The following is a 20502-nucleotide window of genomic DNA, read 5'->3' as shown; positions in this document are numbered from 1 at the left end:
CAGGTCATCAAGGTGGGCGTGTACGCCAACCCTCCGGAGCTATTCATCGACGACAACCGCCAGGCCGACGGCATCCTGGTCGACCTGTTGCGCGAAGTCGCGCGCGCCGAAAAGTGGCAGCTGGAATTTGTACCGTGTGAATTTGAAGCCTGCCTCAAGGCGGCCGAATCGGGCGCGATCGACCTGTTGCCCAACGTCGCCTGGTCGGAAGAGCGCGCCCGCGTGCTCGACTTCCACCAGACGCCGGCGCTGCGCAGCTGGTCGCAGGTGTACCGCCATCCCGGCACCGCGGTGGTATCGGTCGCCGACCTCCAGGACAAGAAGGTGGCCATCATGGCAGGCTCGATCCAGCAGGGGTACTTTGCCGAGTTCGAACGCAACTTCGGCATACGCCCGCAACTGGTCCCGGTCGTGTCGATCGAGGAAGGATTCCGGCTGGTCGAGCAGCGCCGCGCCGACGCCGCGGTCGCCAGCAACTACGCGGGCGACCTGCTGGCCGCGCGCCACGGCCTGCTCGAGACGCCGATTGCCTTCCAGCCGGTGCGGCTGTTCTACGCCACCGGAAGGAACCGCCACGCCGCCGAGCTGGCGGCCATCGACCGCCATCTTCAAGCCTGGCAGGACCAGCCGGGCTCGGCTTATTTCAAGACGCTGGAAAAGTGGCAGCGGCGCAGCGCGCTGTCGCAGACGCCGGAGTACCTGTGGTGGGTGGCGGGCGTCATGGTCGCCGTCCTGATCGCCGCGCTGGTATTCGCGTTCTGGCTGCGCGCCGAAGTCGAGCGCAAGACCGGCGCGCTGCGCGACAGCGAACGGCGGCTGTCGACCATCCTCGACAGCGTTGAGAGCCTCATCTACATCAAGGACGCCAACTACCGCTACCAGTACGTCAACCGTGCCGTGTGCAAGTTTTACGGCCGGGATGCCGCCTTCATCATCGGCAAGGACGACTTCGAGCTGTTCAGCCCGGACGTGGCGGCAAGCGTGCGTGCGCGCGACGAGCGCGTGATCGAAACGGGCGAGCGCCTGGTGGGCGAGGAAGTGCAATCGCCGACGCGCCGCGACCTGCCGACCTTCCTGTCGACCCGGGTGCCGCTGGCGCGCGAGGACGGCAGCATCTACGGCCTGTGCGGCGTGGCCACTGATATTTCCGACCGCAAGAGCGCCGAGGAATCGACCCGGGTGGCGGCCACCGTGTTCCAGTCGCAGGAAGGCATGTTCGTCACCGGGCCGGACCGGCTGGTGCTGGACGCGAACGATGCCTTCACCTCGATGTCCGGCTATTCCTCCGAGGAACTGACGGGCCAGACGCCGCTGCAGATGTCGCTCAAGCCGGGCGGCGACGACCTGCGCGAAGCGATGTGGGCCGTGGTCGACAAGCGCGGAAAGTGGCAGGGCGAAGTCTGGACCCGGCGCAAGAGCGGCGAGGAATATCCGGCCTGGCTGACCGTGACGGCGGTGCGCGACGAAAGCGGCACGATCAGCAACTACGTCTGCACCCAGGCCGACATCACGCAGCAAAAGATGGCGCAGGAAGAAATCATGCAGCTGGCCTATTACGACCCGCTGACCAGCCTGCCGAACCGCAGGCTGCTGCTGGAACGCTTGCAGCATTCCATTTCCATGCACAACCGCAGCAAGCAGGCGGTGGCGCTGCTGTTCCTCGACCTGGACAACTTCAAGGACCTGAACGACACCCGCGGCCACGAGGTGGGCGACCAGTTGCTCAAGCAGGTGGCGCAGCGCATCCTCAGCTGCACGCGCGAAGGCGATACCGTGGCGCGCCTGGGCGGCGACGAGTTCGTCATCCTGCTCGAAAACATCGGCGGGTCGGAGCAGGAGGCGGCCGACAACGCGGCCGCCATCGGCTGGAAGATCATCGACAAGGTCGGCGAACCGTACGACATCGGCGGCGCCAGCCACCACACCAGCTGCAGCATCGGCGCCGCGCTGCGCTGCGAGCAGGGCGTCGACATCGACGACCTGATGAAGCGCGGCGACCTGGCCATGTACGAAGCCAAGCGCGACGGCCGCAACACGCTGCGCTTCTTCCACCACCACATGGAATCCGACGTCACCTACCGCATCGCGCTCGAGGGCGAATTGCGCGAATCGCTGGTGCAGTCGCAATTCATGCTGCACTACCAGCCGCAGGTGGACGGACGCGGCTGCATCCTGGGCGCCGAGGCGCTGCTGCGCTGGAACCACGTCAAGCGCGGCGTGGTTGGGCCGGCCGTGTTCGTGCCGATCGCCGAAAGCTCGGGGCTGATCATCCCGCTTGGCAACTGGGTGCTGCGCAGCGCCTGCGTGCAGCTGGCCGACTGGGCGGACTCGCCCGCGCTGGCGCACCTGACCCTGGCCGTCAACGTCAGCGCGCTCCAGTTCCGCCTGCCCGACTTCGTTGCCGAGATGCTGGCGGTGATGAAGGAAACCGGCGCCGACCCGCACCGGCTCAAGCTGGAGCTGACCGAAACCCTCCTGATCGACAACGTCGAGGATACGATCGACAAGATGCTCCAGCTGAAGGAGCACGGCATCGGTTTTTCGCTGGACGATTTCGGCACCGGCTATTCGTCGCTGAGCTACCTGAAGCGGCTGCCGCTGGACCAGCTGAAGATCGACCGCTCCTTCGTGCGCGACGTGCTGAGCGATCCGAACGACGCCTCGATCGCGCGCAGCATCGTGGCGCTGGGGCAGGCGCTGGGGCTGGGCATCATCGCGGAAGGCGTCGAAACCGAATCGCAGCGCGCCTTCCTGGCCGAGCTGGGATGCGACTGCTGCCAGGGCTATCTGTTTGGACGGCCGATGGATGTGAACATGCTGGAGCGGATGATCGCAAGCGCACCGGCGCCGGCCTAGGGTCAGCGCCCGCGGGAAGCAAGCATGCGGGCGAAAAAGAAGCAGGCGCCGACCAGGACGGCGATCGCGGCATACCAGCTTGGCCGGCTCGACGCGAAGGCCGGCAAGGGATCCCAGACGCGCAATGCATCGTTTACCAGCAGGACGCCGAACACCACGATGGCGGCGGTCGGATAGAAATAGCGGTAGCCGCTGCTGCGTACCGACAGCAGCGACAGGAACAGCGCAGCCAGCGCCACCAGCAGGCCGATGAGCGACATGCCGCCGCGCATCCAGCTTGGTCCCAGCGCGAATACCGCGACGCCTATGGCTGCCCAGCCGGCCAACTTACCCATTGTTTCTCCCGCATACGCATTGTTCCTGGTCCAGGTTGCATGCTTCGACTATACAGAACAATAAGAAAACCCGCCGCAGCGGGTTTCTTGGGCGGGCGCCTTGCGGCGCCAAAGCGGGAGAAACAAGCGGAAAAACTACAGCCAGCCGCGCGCGATCATCGCGTCCGACACGGCCTTCGCGATCAGCGAGTAGCCGAACGGGGTCGGGTGCACGCCGTCGGCGAACAGGTAGTGGCTGACGTCGCCGGCGATGAGGTTGGTGCCGTTGCAAGCCAGCGAGTTTCCGTCCAGCGCGTTGAGGCCGCAAGCCGGCTTGGCGGTGTTGGTGACGCCGTACCTGGACGGATTCGCCAGTATGTCCTGGAACTGGGCGAACACATCGACGTAGGCGATCTTGCTGTCCAGTCCATCGAGGGCGACGCGCAGCGCGATGTTGTAGGAGTTGACCATGCCGTTGACCAGGGTCTGGGTCGATGCCGACTGCGACTTCGCGAACGGCGTGCCGCCCAGGTCTGGCAGGTTGACGATCACGACGTGGGTCGCGCCCTTGGCGATGATCTGGTTGCGGATGATGTCGGCCAGCTCGTGGCCGGCTGTGCCGATGCGCGGCACCATCTTCGGACCGTTCTCGGTGGCGTAGGCAAGGCCTGCCGCAGCGCCGGCCTTGGCGCCTGCGGCGGCGCCGGCGGTGGCAGCGTCAGCCTGTGCCTTGGCGACAATCGGGCCGTAGACGGCCGGGGAACCGACCGCCATATTGCCTGGTTGAGCTGCCGCGGTAGCGACAGCCACGCCGACGATGGACTGCGAGGTGCTGCCTGGGCGCTTGGATTCGGTCGCGATGGCAGCGCCGATCGCCGCGGCGGCGGTCGACGGGCTGGTTGCGCCGGCCGCCAAGCCGGTTGCCAGTCCGGTGGCGAAGGTTTCTGCGCCCACCTTGTCGCCTTCGATCTTGCCTGCGGCATTGCCCGCGGCGGTCGCGGCGGCGGTCAGCTCGGCCAGCAGGGACAGCGCATCGTTACCGCCTGCCATGACGAGGACCACTTCATCCCCCTTGAACTTGCCGCCGTTGCGGGCCAGGTGGTTCGCCACCTGGGCTGCTACCGGGTGGGTCAGCTGGCCGAGTGCGGAGCCGGCCAGCTTGTTGCCGGGGCCGACAGGATTGGTGACGCGGGCGCCGCCCTGTGCGTAGCCGGTGCAATTGAGGTTGTTCGTGACCGGCACTGCGAAGCCCTTGCTCGGGTCGCCGTCCAGGCCGGTGACCGCCGCGCAAGGCGCAGGCAGGCTCAGCTGGGTCGCCAGCAGTTCGGTCCAGTTTTTGCCGGTCAATGCGGCATTCACGGCGGTGTTGTTGCCGTTGATGGTGTAACGGCCGCCGCGCAGGTTGGCGACGGTGCCGACGTTGTAGGTACCGACATCGGACAGGCTGTCGCCGAACGAGACCTGGGACGCAAAGCGTGGTTTAGCCGGCTGAACATTGTTATCGCCGTCGCTGCTGCCGCATGCCGAAAGAATTGCCGCCGCCAGCACTGCCAGCGCGAGTTTGGTGTGACGCATTGTGTCTCCTGTTTGATTTTTCATGAAGCGAACGTCCGTGCTATTTGCACTTACTCTAATATGCCAGTGTTAGCGAAACTTGTACATCGATAAACTTGTTAGGACGTAACGTTAGCACAACAGAAGCACGCCGATTCAGACGATTCGGGGACAGACCCCAACATCAGGGACAGACCCCAGCGTCGGGGTCTGTCCCTGATGTTGGGGTCTGTCCCTGATTCGCTTTTAGTCGGGGGCGTCGTGGTTGAGGAGGCCGTGGACGATGCCGGTCGAGCCGTGCGCGGCGCGGCGCAGGCGGTCGTTGACGCCCATCCAGGCGCCATCCTGCGGCGGCGCTTCGACCAGGATGACGTCGGCGCCGGCATGGTCCATCTCGCGCAGCGCGGCATATAGCGCGTGCGCGAAGCCTTCCGGCGTGGCCGGGAGCTTGACCGCGGCGTGCGCCGACGGCAGGTCGCTGTAGTGCACCAGCGCGACCTTGCGGCCATTTTGCTGCAGCTGGGCCAGCGTTTGCGCGAGCTGTGCCGTGGCTTGCATCGCTACCGGCGTGTGCGGCGCGTAGTGCGATTCGAGCGTGCCGGAGGCGCGCGGGGCGGCGACGTCCGGGGCGGCCGGTTCCTGGTCGATCACGGCCGCAATCGCGGCCGCGCTGATGTGGCCGGGACGCAGCAGCACCGGGCCGTGCGTCGCCAGCCGCGACAGGTCCACGATCGTCGATTCGATGCCGACTTCGCTCTGGCCGCCATCGAGCACTGCGCCAACCGTGCCGTCGGCGCCGAATTCGTCGCGCACGTGCTGCGCCGTCGTCGGGCTGACGTTGCCGAACTTATTGGCGGAAGGTGCGGCCAGGCCGCCCTGCCCGCCCTTGAAGGCTTGCAGCAGCGCGATCGCGACCGGGTGCGACGGGCAGCGTACGCCGACCGTGTCCTGGCCGCCCGATACAGCGTCCGGAATGCCGGGCGCGCGCTTGAGGATCATCGTCAGCGGGCCAGGCCAGAAGGCCGCGGCCAGCTCGCGCGCCTCAATCGGGATGTCGGTGGCCCAGTGGTCGAGCGAGGCGTCGGGCGCGATGTGCACGATGACGGGATGATCCATCGGACGGCCCTTGGCGGCATAAATCTTCGCCACCGCGGCCGGGTTTTCGGCGTCGGCGCCAAGGCCGTACACGGTCTCGGTCGGAAACGCTACCAGCCCGCCCTGCTCCAGCATGCGTGCGGCGGCGGCGACCGGGTCCTGCTCCTTCATTCGTCCAGCCCGATGTTCAGGATGGCGCAGGCGGAACGCAGCTTGGCGTGCGCTTCGGCCAGCGATGGCGCCACCAGCGTCAGGTGCCCCATCTTGCGGGCGCGGCGCGGTTCTTCCTTGCCGTACAGGTGCAGGCAGGCGCCCGGCAGCGCCAGCACTTTGGCCCAGTCGGGTTCACGCACCGCGTCGCCGCTGCCTTCGTACCAGACGTCGCCCAGGATGTTGAGCATGATCGCCGGCGAATGCTGGCGCACGTCGCCCAGCGGCAGCCGCGCCATCGCGCGAACCTGCTGCGCGAACTGGCTGGTGACGCAGGCGTCGATGGTGTAGTGCCCGCTGTTATGCGGGCGCGGCGCCATTTCGTTGACCACCAGCGTGCCGTCTTGGAGCACGAAGAATTCGATGCACAGCACGCCCACATAGCCAAGCTGCGCGACGATCGAACGCGCCGCGTCCTGTGCGCGCAGCGCACATTCGTCCGAAACGTTCGGCCCCGGCACGGTGGTCGTGAACAGGATACCGTCGCGGTGGACGTTCTCGGCGATCGGGTACACCACCGATTCGCCATCCGCGCCGCGCGCCGTCAGCACTGACACTTCGTACGCCAGCGGCAGCATCTTCTCGAGCAGGCAGGTCACGCCGTTCATCGCCGCGAAGGCGGCGGCGACGTCCGCGCGCGTCTTCACGCGCACCTGGCCCTTGCCGTCGTAACCCATGCGCACGGTCTTCAGGATCCCCGGCAGCAGGTCGTCCGGAATCGCGTCGATGTCTTCCGTCGATGCGATGGTCTTGTGCGGCGCCGGCATCACGCCCGACAGGGGCGCGCAGTCGACGAAGAAGCGCTTTTCAAGGAGGCGGTCCTGCGCCACCGACACGCATTGCGCGGCAGGAGCGACGAAAGTCTGCTGCGCCAGCAAGGCGAGGCTGTCGGCCGGTACGTTTTCGAACTCGGTGGTCACCGCGACGCACTGCGCGCCCAGCGCGGCCAGTGCCGACTGGTCGTCGTAGCCCGCCACGATCATGCTGTCGGCGGCCTGCCCTGCCGGGCAGTCGGAAGACGGCTCCAGCACGGCGACCTTGAACCCCATCGACTGCGCGGCGTGCGCGAACATGCGGCCAAGCTGGCCGCCTCCCATCACGCCCAGCGTCGCCGGCGGCAAGGCTGGGGAATACTGCTTTTCACTCATACTGGCAAGGTCATGGCCTTTGCGGCCTCAGTCTGTTTGTTGCGGAAGTCCTGCAATTTGTCGGCCATGGCGTCGTCCAGGCTCGCGATCATCGCGACAGCGGCGAGCGCGGCATTCGCGGCGCCCGCTTCGCCGATGGCGAAGGTGGACACCGGCACGCCCTTGGGCATCTGCACGATCGACAGCAGCGAGTCTTCGCCACGCAGGTATTTGGACGGTACCGGCACGCCCAGCACCGGCACGATCGTCTTGGCGGCGATCATGCCAGGCAGGTGGGCGGCGCCGCCGGCGCCGGCGATGATCGCGCGCAGGCCGCGCGCACGCGCGCTTTCTGCATACGCGAACATCTCGTCAGGCATGCGGTGCGCGGATACCACCTGCGCTTCGAACGGCACGCCGAAGTCCTTGAGGATGGCGACCGCATGCTGCATCACGTCCCAGTCGGACGACGATCCCATTACGACGCCGACCAGGGGCTTAACGGTATTTTCCATCTCAGACCTTCAGCTTTTCGCCAGTCAGGCGCTCAAGCGCTTCCAGGTACTTGGCCTGGGTCCTGGCGATGACATCCGCGGGCACCGGCGGCGCTGGCGGCGCCTTGTTCCAGTCCTTCAGCGTTTCCAGGTAGTCGCGCACGAACTGCTTGTCGTAGGACGGCGGCGACATGCCGGTCTGATAGCTTTCCACCGGCCAGAAGCGCGAGGAGTCCGGGGTCAGGATTTCGTCGATCAGGTAGACCTTGCCGTCGGCATCCTGGCCGAATTCGAACTTGGTGTCGGCGATGATGATGCCGCGTTCGGCCGCGTATTCGGCAGCTTCGGTGTACAGCTTGATCGCGTAGTCGCGCACGGTTTTGGCGACGTCGGCGCCGACGATCTTCTCGGCTTCCTCGAACGAGATGTTCTCGTCATGCGCGCCCACCGGCGCCTTGGTCGATGGCGTGAACAGCACCTGCGGCAGCTTGTCCGCTTCCTTCAGGCCCGCCGGCAGCGCGATGCCGCATACCTTGCCGGTCTTCTGGTAGTCCTTCCAGCCGGAGCCGATCAGGTAGCCGCGCACGATCGCTTCGATGCCGAGCGGCTTGAACTTCTTGACGACGATGGCGCGGCCTTCGACCTGGGCACGCTCTTCGGGCGCCACCACGGACAGCGGGTCGATTCCGGTTTCGTGGTTGGGCATCAGGTCGGCGAACTTCTTGAACCAGAAGTTCGACATCGACGTGAGGATCTTTCCCTTCGCAGGAATCGGGTCGTCGAGGATGACGTCGAACGCGGACAGGCGGTCGGTCTGGATGACCAGCAGCTTGTCGTCGCCGACGGCGTAGATGTCGCGCACTTTGCCGCGGTGCAGGAAGGGGAGCGATTTGAGGTTTGTTTCGAGAACACTTGCCATCTTGAATCCTTGGTGATGCCAGAAGCTGCACGCGCCCCTGGGGGCGCGTGCATTGGTCTGATTTACTTGACGATCTGGGCCAGTTCGCCCTTCTTGTAGCGCTCGGCCATCTTTTCCATGGTGACCGGCTTGATCTTGCCTGCCTGGCCTTCGCAACCGAACGACAGGAAGCGCGCCTTGCAGATTTCCGTTGCCGCTTCGCGCGCAGGCTTGAGGTAGTCGCGCGGGTCGAACTTGGATGGATTTTCGAACAGGTACTTGCGGATCGCAGCCGTCATCGCCAGGCGGATGTCGGTGTCGATGTTGATCTTGCGGACGCCGTGGCGGATGCCTTCCTGGATCTCTTCGACCGGCACGCCGTAGGTTTCCTTCATGTCGCCGCCGAATTCGCGGATGATCGCCAGCAGTTCCTGCGGCACCGACGAGGAGCCGTGCATCACCAGGTGGGTGTTCGGGATGCGTGCGTGGATTTCCTTGATGCGGTCGATCGCCAGGATGTCGCCGGTCGGCTTGCGCGAGAACTTGTAGGCGCCGTGCGAGGTGCCGATCGCGATCGCCAGCGCGTCGCACTGGGTGCGCTGCACGAAGTCGGCGGCCTGGGCTACGTCGGTCAGCAGCTGTTCGCGGGTCATGGTGCCGTCGGCGCCGTGGCCGTCTTCCTTGTCGCCCTTCATGGTTTCGAGCGAACCGAGCACGCCCAGTTCGGCTTCGACGGTCACGCCGATCGAGTGCGCGAACTTGACCACTTCACGCGACACTTCCACGTTGTAGTCGTAGGAAGCGACGCTCTTGCCGTCGGCTTCGAGCGAGCCGTCCATCATCACCGAGGTGAAGCCGGAGCGGATCGCCGCCATGCAGACCGCCGGCGACTGGCCGTGGTCCTGGTGCATGACGACCGGGATGTGCGGGTAGGATTCGACAGCGGCGTCGATCAGGTGGCGCAGGAAAGCTTCGCCGGCGTATTTGCGCGCGCCTGCCGACGCTTGCATGATGACCGGGGAACCGACCGCGTCGGCGGCAGCCATGATGGCCTGCACCTGTTCGAGGTTGTTGACGTTAAATGCCGGCAAGCCATAGCCGTTTTCGGCGGCATGGTCCAGCAGCTGACGCATGGATACGAGGGACATGGTAGTACTCCAAACAATAGAAAAAACTGTGTTGGCCAACTGCGGTGAGAAAAATCGGGGTCAGACCCCAATCAAGCAAAATCGGGGTCTGACCCCAATTTTTCCCACCTCTGCGGCGCCGTCTCTAATCGAATTCTCCAACACGCACGATCTTCAGTGCGTTGGTGCCGCCAGCCTGGCCCATCGGCGAACCCCAGGTGACGACGATGGTGTCGCCCTTGCGCACGACGCCGTGTTTCATCAGCAGTTCCTCGGCGTGGCGCAGCACGGCGTGGCTGCCGCCTTCCTGTAGCAAATGATAAGCCTGCACGTTACGATACAGCGATGCCTTGCGCTGCGTCGCTTGCGACGGGGTCAGCGCGAAAATCGGGGTGTCGATGCTGTGGCGGCTCATCCACAGCGCGGTCGAGCCGGATTCGGTCAGCGCCACGATCGCCTTCACGCGCAGGTGGTGCGCGGTGAACAGCGTGCCGTAGGCGATCGACTGGTCGATGCGGGTGAATTGCACGTTCAGGAAGTCGGCGTCGAGCTTGTTGTATTCGGATTGCTCGGCTTCGGCACAGATCGCGGCCATCATTTCCACCGTCTCGATCGGGTATTTGCCCGACGCGGTTTCGGCCGAGGTCATCACCGCGTCGGTGCCGTCCAGCACCGCGTTGGCCACGTCCGATACTTCGGCGCGGGTCGGCACGGCGTTGACGATCATCGATTCCATCATCTGGGTGGCGGTAATGGCCAGCTTGTTCGATTCGCGCGCCATGCGGATCATGCGCTTCTGCAGCGCCGGTACCGCGGCGTTGCCCACTTCAACGGCCAGGTCGCCGCGCGCGACCATGATGCCGTCGGAGGCGTCCAGGATTTCCTGCAGTACAGGAATCGCTTCGGCGCGCTCGATCTTGGCGATCATCATCGGCTTGTGGTGGAACGGCTCGCCGGCGATGTTGGCCAGCTGGCGCGCCATTTCCATGTCGGTCGCGCTCTTCGGGAACGAGATCGCGAGGTAATCGGCCTGGAAGGACATCGCGGTCTTGATGTCTTCCATGTCCTTCGAGGTCAGCGCCGGCGCGGTCAGCCCGCCACCCTGGCGGTTGATGCCCTTGTTGTTTGACAGCTCGCCGCCGATCTTGACGGTGGTGAAGATCTCGTGGCCGGCCACGCGGTCGACGACCAGCACGATCAGGCCGTCGTTGAGCAGCAGCTTGTCGCCGGGACGCACGTCGCGCGGCAGCGCCTTGTAGTCGAGGCCCACGCGTTCCTGGTTGCCCAGCTCGCCGTTGTCGCCCCACTTGGCGTCCAGGATGAAGCGGTCGCCGTTGTTCAGGAATATCTTGCCCTCTTCAAACTTGCCGACGCGGATCTTCGGACCCTGCATGTCGGCCATGATCGCCACTTCCTTGCCGCACTCGGCGGCGGCGCGGCGTACCAGGGTGGCGCGGTCGATGTGGTCCTGCGCTTTGCCGTGCGAGAAGTTCAGGCGGACGACGTCGACGCCTGCGCGGATCATCTTGACGAGGATGTCGAAGTCGGTCGAAGCCGGTCCGATGGTTGCAACGATCTTGGTGCCACGATACATGGTTGTCCTTGAAGAAAAAGCGCAGCCGGTAGGGCTGCGCTGGTTGTTACTTCGAGCTGCGTTGCAACAGGATGTCTACGGCAGGCAGGGTTTTACCTTCGAGGAATTCGAGGAAGGCGCCGCCGCCGGTAGAGATATACCCGATTTTATCGGTAATGTCGTATTTTGCAATCGCCGCCAGGGTGTCGCCGCCGCCTGCGATCGAGAAGCCCTTCGAGCCGGCGATGGCCAGCGCCAGCGTCTTCGTGCCTTCGCCGAACTGGTCGAACTCGAACACGCCGACCGGGCCATTCCAGACGATGGTGCCGGCCGCCTTGATCTGTTCCGCCAGCATGGCCGCCGTTTTCGGGCCGATGTCGAGGATCATGTCGTCGTCGGCCACGTCGGCCACGTCCTTGGTGGTGGCAGCCGCGGTCGGCGAGAATTCCTTCGCGCACACCACGTCGACCGGAATCGGCACCTGGGCGCCGCGCTCGGCCATCATGTCGATGATGGCTTTGGCCTCGCCTACCAGCTCGGCCTCGACCAGCGACTTGCCGATGTTCAGGCCAACTGCCTTCATGAAGGTGTTGGCGATGCCGCCGCCGACGATCAGATTATCCACCTTACCGGCCAGCGCCTTCAGGATCGACAGCTTGGACGACACCTTGGAGCCTGCCACGATGGCCAGCAGCGGACGCGCCGGGGCGCCCAGCGCCTTGCCCAGCGCATCGAGTTCAGCGGCCAGCAGCGGGCCGGCCGCAACTACCGGCGCGAACTTGGCGATGCCGTGGGTGGTGGCTTCGGCGCGATGCGCGGTGCCGAAAGCGTCGTTGACGTAGACGTCGCACAGCTTGGCCATCTTCTGGGCCAGTTCGTCGGAATTCTTCTTTTCGCCCTTGTTGACGCGGCAGTTTTCCAGCAGCACGACCTGGCCCGGCGCCACGTCGACGCCGTCAACCCAGTTCTGTTTCAGTTCGACCGGCTGGCCCAGCAGCTCGGACAGGCGCGCGGCGACCGGCGCCAGCGTGTCTTCCGGCTTGAACTCGCCTTCGGTCGGACGACCAAGGTGGGAAGTGACCATGACGGCGGCGCCGGCCTTGACGGCGGCGGCAATGGCAGGCACCGAGGCGCGGATGCGCGTGTCTTCGGTGATGTTGCCGGCGTCATCCTGCGGTACGTTCAGGTCGGCGCGGATGAACACGCGCTTTCCCTGCAGGGCGTTTTGGTCGATCAGGTCTTGCAGTCGGGTAAAGTTGAGAACGGAGTGCATGGCTGCCTAAACGGTCGAAGGTAAAAGAAGATCGCTATTTTAACTCATGAACAATACAGCTTCGCCACCGTCATTGCTGGAGCCACAGTCTCAGACCGGTAAAGAACAGCATGCCGAAGATGATGGTTTCCAGCATGCTGCGGCGCCAGAGGTAATAGCCGACAGCGGCGACGCCTGCCACCAGCCGCAGGTTGGTGAACGAAAGCTGCAGGTCGCCCTGGGTTCCCAGCAGCAGGTCGGGCGCGATGATCGCCGCCAGCGCGCACGACGGCGCGTAGCGCAGCATCTCCTGCACCCGCTTCGGGATGTTGATGTGGTGGCCGACCAGCCAGAAGGTGCTGCGGGTGGCGGCGGTGGCCACAGCCATCACGATGATCGTGATCCAGATTTCCAGGTCAGACATGGCTGCCCTTCCGGCGTTCCAGCGATTCCTCGACGAACATCGCCGTCACCATGCCGGCCAGCACGGCCGCGAGCAGGCCCAGCTTGTAGGGCAGCCCGTAGGCCAGCACCGCCGTGGCCGACGCCACCACTACCCCGCACAGCGCGGCGCTGTTGATGACCATCGGTACCGTGATGCAGATGATGGCCAGGGTGCCGGCAAAGCCAAGGCCCCATTCGGGCGGAACGGCGCTGCCCAGGAAGATGCCGGCGATCGAGCCGACCTGCCACGCGGCCCAGTTCGGATACAGCAGGCCCTTCAGGTAGGACAGCTTGCCCAGCGCCGGCGCTTCGGTCGGGAAACGCTGCAGGAACAGCGCCACCGTCATGTCGCCGGACACATAGCCCAGCGCGAGGCGCTGTTTCCACGGCAGGTGGGAAAAGTGCGGCGCCAGCAGTGCGGAGAAGATAACGAAACGCAGGTTGACCACCAGCGAGGTGGCGAACACGACCCAGATCGGGGCGCCGGCGGCAATCAGCGGCAGCGAAGCCAGTTGCGCGGAGCCGGCGAACACCAGCAGCGTCATCGCCAGCGATTGCGGGACGGTCAGCCCGGTCTTGACCATGGCGATACCGACCACCAGGCCCCAGGCGCCGATGCCGAAAAGGGTGGGAATGCCGACCTTGAAGCCTTCGCGGTAAATCGCGGGATCTTCATCCGCAGGAAGGACGTGGGCTTGCGCGCCCGGTGCGCCGCCGCTCATGTTGTTTTCTTGCCACAGCATGCGTGTGGAGTCGCGGCGGGGAGTACGGGGCGGTCGGCCATGAAGCGCAATTCTTTGTGAGGCGCCGCGGCCTGTCTTCGGGGGAAAACTTCGGGCACGGCCGGGATGGTCAAGCCGCTATTTTAGCGGCCATTTCGGATGCCTGCCCGAATCCGCTAAAATCGAGGTCTTGACCCATAGCGTTATTCGGAGAATTCATGAATCACAAGAAAGTGCCTGCTGTCGAACTTGAAGCGAAAGACCTGCCGGCCCACTGCCCAAACCCGGCAATGCCGCTGTGGTCGTCGCATCCGCGCGTGTTCCTCGACTTCGGCCACGACGGCTTGGCCAAGTGCCCGTACTGCGGCACCGAGTACATGCTCAAGCCGGGCACCGTGGTGTCGCATCACTAATTCCGAACCTGGCGACAGGCCATGAAAAGCAAGCTACACCTGGGAACCGCTGCGGACGTCGAAGCTGCCTTCTATGACGCCCTCAATCGGGGCGACGTCGACGCGCTGATGGACCTGTGGGCAGATGACGACGAGATCTACTGCATCCACCCGGGCGGCCCGCGCCTGTGCGGCCACGCCGCCATCCACGCCTCGTGGCAGGCGATCCTGGAGCGCGGCGGCTTGCAGATCCGGCCTTCGCAGCTGCACGAAACCCACAACATGATGTGCGCCGTGCACAGCATGGTCGAGGGCGTGACTTCCAGCGCCGAAGAACCTGCGCACCTGGTCGCCACCAATATCTACATGAAGACGCCGCAAGGCTGGCGCATCGCCTCGCGCCATGTGTCGGTGGCGCCGGGCCCGGCCAGCGCCGGTGCAGCCATGCCCTCGAACCTGCATTAAGGCCCCGATGCACTACACGGCCCCGCTCTGGCTGCCCAGCGGACACCTGCAGACGATCTACCCCGCGATTGCGATACCCAAGCCGCCGGTAAAGTTCCGCCGCGAGCGCTGGGATGCGGCCGACGGCGACTTCGTCGACGTCGATTTCGTCGACGGCGACCCGGGCAAACCTTTCCTGGTGATGTTCCACGGACTGGAAGGGTCGTCGAGCAGCCACTATGCGCGCGCGATGATGGCCGCCGTCGCCGCGCGCGGCTGGTCGGGCGCGGTACCGCACTTTCGCGGCTGTTCGGGCGAGCCGAACCTGGCGCCGCGCTTCTACCATTCAGGCGACGCCCAGGAAATCGACTGGATCATCCGGCGCCTGCGCCCGCGCGCCCAGGACAAGTTTTATGCGGTCGGCGTTTCGCTTGGCGGAAATGCATTGTTACGCTGGCTGGGAGAATCGCAGCACCAGGCCGAGATTGTTGACGCAGCCGTATCAATCTCTGCTCCGCTCGACCTGGCGCGTGGTGGCGAGTCGCTGGGGGCCGGCCTCAATATGCTGTACACGCGCATGTTCCTGCGCTCGCTGAAGCCCAAGTGCCTGGCCAAGCTGGACCAGCATCCCGGTCTGTTCAACCGCGACGCGATGATGGCCGCGCGCGACCTGTACGACTTCGACAACGTGGTGACGGCGCCGCTGCACGGCTACAAGGACACCGACGACTACTGGAACCGCGCCAGCGCCAAGCACATCCTGCAAGACATCACGGTGCCGACCCTTGTACTCAATGCGCAGAACGATCCCTTCCTGCCCGGCCGCTACCTGCCGCGCAAGGCCTCGCCGTACGTCACCCTGGAGTATCCCGCGCATGGCGGCCACGTCGGCTTTGCCACCGGCGGCATGCCCGGCCGGCTGGACTGGCTGCCGCAGCGCGTGATGCATTTCCTCGAAGGCGGCAATTCTGTGCGGGCGACAGCGCCCGAATTGTGCGAAGCTGGCGACCATGGATGACATTGTTAAACAGGCCATCGCGAAATGGCCCAACGTACCGCACTGCTACGGCTGGCTGGCGCTCGACGCGCGCGGCGCGTGGCGCATGCGCGACGAACGCGCGCAGCAGCTGAACCTCCCGGGCGACAAGCTGAACCAGCCCGCCCTGCTTGGCTTCATCAACCGCAACTACGCGGCGGACGAGCGCGGCTGCTGGTATTTCCAGAACGGTCCGCAGCGGGTTTACCTGAATTTGGAAGCGACGCCCTTCATCGCGCGCACCGATCCGCTGCAGGGGCTGGTGGTGCAGACAGGTGAGCCGCTGGGGACCATTGAACGGGCGGCGCTGACGGAAGCGGGCGAGCTGATACTGGCTAGTGATGGCAAGGTCGCGCAGCTTGACGACCGCGATATGACGCAGCTGATGGATGCGATGGAGATTGACGGACATCGTGCGTCCGACGATGCCTTGATGGCGTGGCTTGAGGGTGGCGCAGGAAAACTGACACTGCGCACCGGCGGCGCCGAGGTGGCGGTGGAGCGCGTCCATCGCGACGAAGTCAACGCGACATTCGGCTTCCAGCGAATTCCTCATCCGTAGGGCGGACAAGGTCGAAGACCGCCTCCGCGCGATCCGCCAGCGACGCCAACGGACTAATTCTTCTTAGCCTCTTCCAACTCTTCCCTGCGCTTGGCCTGCCACTCCCGCTCGCGCGCATCGATCAGCGACATGTCATAAAACGACGCATCCTTCGACTTGCGCGCGATATTCAACTGGTCCAGCGCCGCCAGCATGCTGCCCCCAAGCGCATACGACTCCGCCAGCGCGATGTGCTGCAACGTGATCTTCCCCTGCGCCGCATAAGTCCGTGCCAGCAAATCATGCAGCTTCGGCTCCTCCCGATACAACTGCGCCTGGTCGCGCAAGAACTTCGCCGCATCATCCAGCTTGCCATTGACGATCATCGCATCCGCATACTGCCGCGCGATGCCACGCGACAGCGGGAACTGCAGATGCGCCAGTTCCGCATCCTTCAAGCCCTGCAGCTTCATTTCCGCACTCTGCGATGGCGCCAGCTTGATTTCGATGCCAAGGCTGGCGAACATCGCCGCACCGTTGCTGTCCTTGTGCGCGGCCGACAACACGCCCTTTTCGGGCGGCTTGAGCGTGGCGCGCGCCTTGTCCAGCCACGCCTGCGCCTTGGCGGGGTCACCACGCTTCAGTTCAAGGAAGGACAAACCGTATTGCGCCCCAGCCTTCTGCTGGCGACTCAACTGATTGAGCTGACTTTCGAACGCCGCGTAAGTATCGCGCAAGCCCTGCGTGCTCTCGTCCTGCAGCACGCGCACGCGGGCACGTACCAGGTGGAACTCGATGCTGTCCACGCGCTGCTTGTACGGCGTTTCGCGGATGCGCGACTGGATGTCCGAAATGCGTTCCGAGGTCAGGGGGTGGCTGCGCAGGTAGGCCGGCATGAGATCGGAATAGTTGCGGCTGGCCGACTGCAAGCGCTGGAAGAATTCCACCATGCCGGTAGTGTCGTAGCCGCCCTTGCCCATGATCTGGAAGCCAACCCGGTCGGCCTCGCGCTCGGCGTCGCGCGAGAAGTCGAGTTGCCGCTGGATGGCCAGGCCCTGGCCGCCCATGAACACGCCCATGGCCGCATCGGTGCTGGCCTTGGATGCCAGCGCGGCCAGCAGCATGGCGGCCAGCGGGATCAAGGCATCCTGTTTCTGCTTCCCCAGCATGCGCGCGATGTGGCGCTGCGTGACGTGGCCAATTTCGTGCGACATGACTGAGGCCAGTTCGGACTCGCTCTGGGCCGCGATCAGCAACCCGGAGTGCGCACCGATGAAGCCGCCCGGAAGCGCGAACGCATTGAGCAGCGGGTCGCGAACGGCAAAGAAGTAAAAGTCGGCATTGGTCTCGCCGCGCGCGCCGGGATAGGCGGCGACCAGCGCATTGCCAAAATTGTTCATGTACTCGAGGACGGCGTCGTCGTCGAGAAAATCCTTGTCGCGCCGGATATCGCGCATGATTTCCTCGCCAAGCTTGCGCTCGAACACGGGTGAAAGGTCTTCGCGGGCGGCGTCGCCGAGCGTGGGCAAGCTGGGCGAACCGGTGGCCTGAGCATAGCCGGCGGGCGTGGCCGCCAGCAGGGATGCGATGGCCACGACGGAAACGGCCGTGAAGGTGCGCCGCACGCGGACTGTGAGCCGCCGAAGAGCTGGAGCTGGATTCGTTTTCACGATGCTATGATACCTGCATCCGCAGAACCTGCATCAGTGCCCGTGGAATGAAACATTTTGTTACCACCTATCAATTCCCTACCTATGACGACAAGCGATACCCCTGCCGGCTCCGGCGGCCTGACCCATTTCGACGCCGGCGGCCAGGCACATATGGTGGACGTAGCCGCCAAGAACGAGACCCACAGGATTGCGGTGGCGGCCGGCACGATCCGGATGAAGCCGGAAACGCTGGCCCTGGTGGTGTCCGGCACGGCGAAGAAAGGCGATGTGCTGGGGATCGCGCGCATCGCGGCCATCATGGCAGCCAAGCGGACCAGCGACCTGGTGCCCTTGTGCCATCCGCTGGCGCTGACGCGGGTGGCGGTCGATTTCGAGGTCGATGAGGCGGGGTCGAAGGTACATTGCCGCGCGCAAGTCGAGACTGTCGGCAAGACCGGCGTGGAGATGGAGGCACTGACTGCTGTGCAGGTTGGGCTGCTGACCATCTACGATATGTGCAAGGCCGTCGACCGGGGCATGGTGATGACCGACGTCAGGGTGCTCGAAAAGCATGGCGGCAAGTCGGGAGATTGGTCGGCTGACGTGTAAGCGGAACCATAGCTTGGCCCACCAAGTCCATTTTTCGGTTTTCCACTTCAGGGAGAGGCGCCCGCGACATCACCGCTCAAACGGGACCAGACCAAGAGCTGTCGGTGATCAGGAAGGATTAGTTTCAATGTGACAACTGACTTCCCATTCACCCTGCGCCATTTCCTCGAATACTCGGGAGGAAGTCTTGTACTCGATTGAGAACACGTGACCATTTACGCACCATACTCGGGCTCGTAACTTCGTTGCACTTCTCTTTGCCATGAGATCGACCACAGCGACTTTGAATTCGCCGTCCTTTTCAAAGCATAATTCGCGAGGGAACTCTGACTTACCATTACGCATCACAAACAAATTCACTTCGCGTTTGTCTGGACTTCGGTGAATCTTATTGATGACTTGGAGCTGCTTTGCCCAAAGTTCAGCATCCGGAGTCGACAGCTTCACCCGTACCGCGTCGAAAATAACCCGCTCAAGCGGTGACAACTTAGCGCTTGGGAGAAGTAAGCATTTTAGTGCATCAATCAGCGACGACATTCGCACTCCGCCTGTCCAGCACCGCCGGCTCCATATGCAGCACCGGACGAGTCCGTTGCTGGCGCTCTTGAGACGCCCGCGGTCGTTGTAGACATAAGTGTTCACGCCGTCGCCAACAAGATTGCCGGCCGCGTCGTAAGCATTACTGGTACTTTGATCGGGTCGTGCCGTGATCATCAGCCGGTTGCTGGTCGGGCTGATCGAGTTTGCGTAAGGAATAGCGCCCAATTTTAGCTGGGTGCGGTTTTCGCTGGCGTCGAAGGTGCCTTGAAGTAATGGCGAAGTATGTAACCAAACGGCAGCACCAGCGGAACAAGGATCACGCCCATGGCGGTGGCGAACAAGGTTTCGCTGGCGTAGGCATCGAGGCCGGGCCCCATCCACATTGGCAAAGCGAACGCGACGATCCAGATGACTTTCCAGACCAGCTCGAACATCAGTAACGGGAGCATCTGGAGGGGATAGCGCAAGCCAAGCAAGGACATCAGCGCGAGCGCGCCGAGCAGCGAGCGGACCACCGTGCTCGAATTGGCGGTGACGGACGGCGGGAAGATGATCGATGGCCAAATGCTCAGGGCCAGGCCCACCGCGATTAACAGATACATGGCTCTCAACAGATAGAGCCTCAAGGTGCTGACTTCAGACACGGCATCACTTCCTTTCCGGTTAGTTAGACGGTAGACGGCCAAGTACTACTCAACTTCGCGCAGCATCTTTTCCACTGCCGCCAGGCGGGTCTTGAGGTCCGCGAGCGTTGCATTGACGGCAGCCAGCGTCGCCGCGGTTTCAGCCTGTGCCGCTACCGCTTTTGCTGCGATATCGCGGTAGGCCTCATCTCTCGCACTGCGCGCCTTGGCCTGCTGGATGGCCGAGAAATACTTCATGCCGAAGATGAGCAAGATCGTGCCGAAGAAGATACTGAGGGTGATGAAGAACACATGTTCAGGCATAGGAACTCCTACTTCTCAAGGTTGATGGTCAGGGTCTTCACGGCTTCCGCGATGGCGGTTGGCGTGAGCTCGAAATTGAAGTTGCTTACTTCGAAGTAGTTAAACGCTTTGCCACCGTCCGACAGTTCAAGCTGGCTGGTGACGAGGCCGACGTTCTGGAGCTTTTGCAGGTGCAAATGCAAAAGCGGCCGGCTGATGCCGATCTCGCGCGCAAGCTGGCTGACGTAGTTGCGTCCGCCCTCCGCCAGCGCCGCGATGATGCGCAGCCGGTGCGGATTGGCAAGCGCCGACAGCATCGCCAGCATTTGATCTCCTTCGGGTGGTTGGGGTTTTACTTTCACGTGTAAAGAATAGTTTACACGTGAAAGGAAGTCAAGAGCGACCTCGCTCCAGTCGGGTCATCACGATAGCGGCGAGCGGCTGGTTGAAGCCGTTACCTGCTGACTTCATCAGCAAATGGCGTGCCAGCAATTTGTGGAATCGCTCTGCCTTTACGGATGGCCATATCGCCAATTCTCGTCGCCGACATAACATTTTTTGTCGGTATCGCGGCCAAATTTCCGCACGTCGTGGTTGCAAGATACGCCGAACATCAAAAACCGTTCGCCCATAGAAAAATCCCGCGTGTTTGCGCACGCGGGATTTTCAGGATGGCTGCGTGAGCAGCGGGCTGAT

22 protein-coding genes are annotated in these 20502 nt (G+C 63.9%); 6 read left to right on the top strand and 16 right to left on the bottom strand.

The window, feature by feature from the left end; all coding sequences use genetic code 11:
* Nucleotides 1-18 precede the first annotated feature (18 nt).
* Nucleotides 19-2856 carry an EAL domain-containing protein gene (locus D3872_RS14105; RefSeq protein WP_229459332.1) on the top strand — a complete coding sequence of 946 codons (2838 nt, stop codon included), beginning with the start codon at nt 19-21 and terminating at the stop codon, nt 2854-2856.
* Between the two features lie 2 nt (nt 2857-2858).
* On the opposite strand, the gene D3872_RS14100 is transcribed toward D3872_RS14105, so the two are convergent.
* The 11 genes from D3872_RS14100 to D3872_RS14050 form a co-directional block, all read right to left on the bottom strand.
* A complete protein-coding gene (locus D3872_RS14100) occupies nt 2859-3191 on the bottom strand; it encodes a hypothetical protein (RefSeq protein WP_119811369.1) in 333 nt (110 codons plus the stop codon).
* A 135-nt stretch (nt 3192-3326) separates the two neighbouring features.
* Complete coding sequence (locus D3872_RS14095) at nt 3327-4745, bottom strand: SGNH/GDSL hydrolase family protein (RefSeq protein ID WP_119811368.1); 1419 nt, start codon at nt 4743-4745, stop codon at nt 3327-3329.
* A gap of 225 nt (nt 4746-4970) precedes the next feature.
* Nucleotides 4971-5990, bottom strand: a complete 1020-nt coding sequence (locus tag D3872_RS14090; RefSeq protein ID WP_119811367.1) for an L-threonylcarbamoyladenylate synthase — start codon at nt 5988-5990, stop codon at nt 4971-4973.
* A complete protein-coding gene (locus D3872_RS14085) occupies nt 5987-7177 on the bottom strand; it encodes a 5-(carboxyamino)imidazole ribonucleotide synthase (RefSeq protein ID WP_119811366.1) in 1191 nt (396 codons plus the stop codon). Before D3872_RS14085 ends, D3872_RS14090 begins: the two co-directional genes overlap by 4 nt.
* On the bottom strand, nt 7174-7671 hold the full coding sequence (gene purE, locus D3872_RS14080) for a 5-(carboxyamino)imidazole ribonucleotide mutase (protein WP_119811365.1): 498 nt from the start codon (nt 7669-7671) through the stop codon (nt 7174-7176). Before purE ends, D3872_RS14085 begins: the two co-directional genes overlap by 4 nt.
* Nucleotide 7672: 1 nt before the next feature.
* Nucleotides 7673-8569: a phosphoribosylaminoimidazolesuccinocarboxamide synthase gene (locus D3872_RS14075; RefSeq protein WP_119811364.1), complete on the bottom strand. Its 897-nt coding sequence runs from the start codon at nt 8567-8569 to the stop codon at nt 7673-7675.
* A 62-nt stretch (nt 8570-8631) separates the two neighbouring features.
* A complete protein-coding gene (fba, locus tag D3872_RS14070) occupies nt 8632-9696 on the bottom strand; it encodes a class II fructose-bisphosphate aldolase (RefSeq protein WP_119811363.1) in 1065 nt (354 codons plus the stop codon).
* Between the two features lie 124 nt (nt 9697-9820).
* Nucleotides 9821-11269, bottom strand: coding sequence for a pyruvate kinase (pyk, locus tag D3872_RS14065; RefSeq protein WP_119811362.1), 1449 nt, complete (start codon nt 11267-11269; stop codon nt 9821-9823).
* A gap of 46 nt (nt 11270-11315) precedes the next feature.
* Nucleotides 11316-12521: a phosphoglycerate kinase gene (locus D3872_RS14060; RefSeq protein ID WP_119811361.1), complete on the bottom strand. Its 1206-nt coding sequence runs from the start codon at nt 12519-12521 to the stop codon at nt 11316-11318.
* A gap of 70 nt (nt 12522-12591) precedes the next feature.
* Complete coding sequence (locus tag D3872_RS14055; RefSeq protein WP_119811360.1) at nt 12592-12924, bottom strand: AzlD domain-containing protein; 333 nt, start codon at nt 12922-12924, stop codon at nt 12592-12594.
* Nucleotides 12917-13666 carry an AzlC family ABC transporter permease gene (locus tag D3872_RS14050; RefSeq protein WP_119811477.1) on the bottom strand — a complete coding sequence of 250 codons (750 nt, stop codon included), beginning with the start codon at nt 13664-13666 and terminating at the stop codon, nt 12917-12919. The genes D3872_RS14055 and D3872_RS14050 overlap by 8 nt, the downstream gene beginning before the upstream one ends.
* 218 nt (nt 13667-13884) lie before the next feature.
* Here D3872_RS14050 and D3872_RS14045 point away from each other — a divergent pair, with 218 nt between their 5' ends.
* Genes D3872_RS14045 through D3872_RS14030 form a run of 4 tightly spaced genes read left to right on the top strand, consistent with a single transcriptional unit; the run spans nt 13885 to nt 16100 of the window.
* Nucleotides 13885-14079 carry a zinc-finger domain-containing protein gene (locus tag D3872_RS14045; RefSeq protein ID WP_119811359.1) on the top strand — a complete coding sequence of 65 codons (195 nt, stop codon included), beginning with the start codon at nt 13885-13887 and terminating at the stop codon, nt 14077-14079.
* A gap of 21 nt (nt 14080-14100) precedes the next feature.
* Complete coding sequence (locus D3872_RS14040; RefSeq protein WP_119811358.1) at nt 14101-14523, top strand: YybH family protein; 423 nt, start codon at nt 14101-14103, stop codon at nt 14521-14523.
* A gap of 7 nt (nt 14524-14530) precedes the next feature.
* The gene (locus D3872_RS14035; protein ID WP_119811357.1) at nt 14531-15520 is read left to right on the top strand and encodes a YheT family hydrolase; all 990 of its coding nucleotides are present in this window, start codon (nt 14531-14533) and stop codon (nt 15518-15520) included.
* On the top strand, nt 15513-16100 hold the full coding sequence (locus D3872_RS14030) for a DUF2946 family protein (RefSeq protein ID WP_119811356.1): 588 nt from the start codon (nt 15513-15515) through the stop codon (nt 16098-16100). Before D3872_RS14035 ends, D3872_RS14030 begins: the two co-directional genes overlap by 8 nt.
* Before the next feature lie 53 nt (nt 16101-16153).
* Here D3872_RS14030 and D3872_RS14025 read toward each other — a convergent pair whose 3' ends face one another.
* Nucleotides 16154-17674 (bottom strand): M48 family metallopeptidase, encoded by a 1521-nt coding sequence (locus tag D3872_RS14025; RefSeq protein WP_370660969.1) that lies wholly within the window; start codon nt 17672-17674, stop codon nt 16154-16156.
* Between the two features lie 159 nt (nt 17675-17833).
* On the opposite strand from D3872_RS14025, the gene moaC reads away from it, so the two are divergent.
* On the top strand, nt 17834-18340 hold the full coding sequence (gene moaC, locus D3872_RS14020) for a cyclic pyranopterin monophosphate synthase MoaC (protein WP_119811355.1): 507 nt from the start codon (nt 17834-17836) through the stop codon (nt 18338-18340).
* 108 nt (nt 18341-18448) lie between these two features.
* On the opposite strand, the gene D3872_RS25285 is transcribed toward moaC, so the two are convergent.
* The 4 genes from D3872_RS25285 to D3872_RS14005 form a co-directional block, all read right to left on the bottom strand.
* On the bottom strand, nt 18449-18877 hold the full coding sequence (locus tag D3872_RS25285; RefSeq protein ID WP_147373883.1) for a hypothetical protein: 429 nt from the start codon (nt 18875-18877) through the stop codon (nt 18449-18451).
* A 230-nt stretch (nt 18878-19107) separates the two neighbouring features.
* A complete protein-coding gene (locus D3872_RS14015; protein WP_147373882.1) occupies nt 19108-19524 on the bottom strand; it encodes a hypothetical protein in 417 nt (138 codons plus the stop codon).
* Between the two features lie 45 nt (nt 19525-19569).
* Complete coding sequence (locus tag D3872_RS14010) at nt 19570-19827, bottom strand: hypothetical protein (RefSeq protein ID WP_119811353.1); 258 nt, start codon at nt 19825-19827, stop codon at nt 19570-19572.
* A gap of 8 nt (nt 19828-19835) precedes the next feature.
* Entirely contained in the window at nt 19836-20132 is a 297-nt protein-coding gene (locus tag D3872_RS14005) for an ArsR/SmtB family transcription factor (protein ID WP_119811352.1), read from the bottom strand.
* Between the last annotated feature and the right edge of the window lie 370 nt (nt 20133-20502).

Origin of the sequence: Massilia cavernae (assembly GCF_003590855.1) — a bacterium.
Classification (GTDB): Bacteria; Pseudomonadota; Gammaproteobacteria; order Burkholderiales; family Burkholderiaceae_D; genus Telluria_A; species Telluria_A cavernae.
This window is presented reverse-complemented; position numbering and strand designations above follow the sequence as displayed.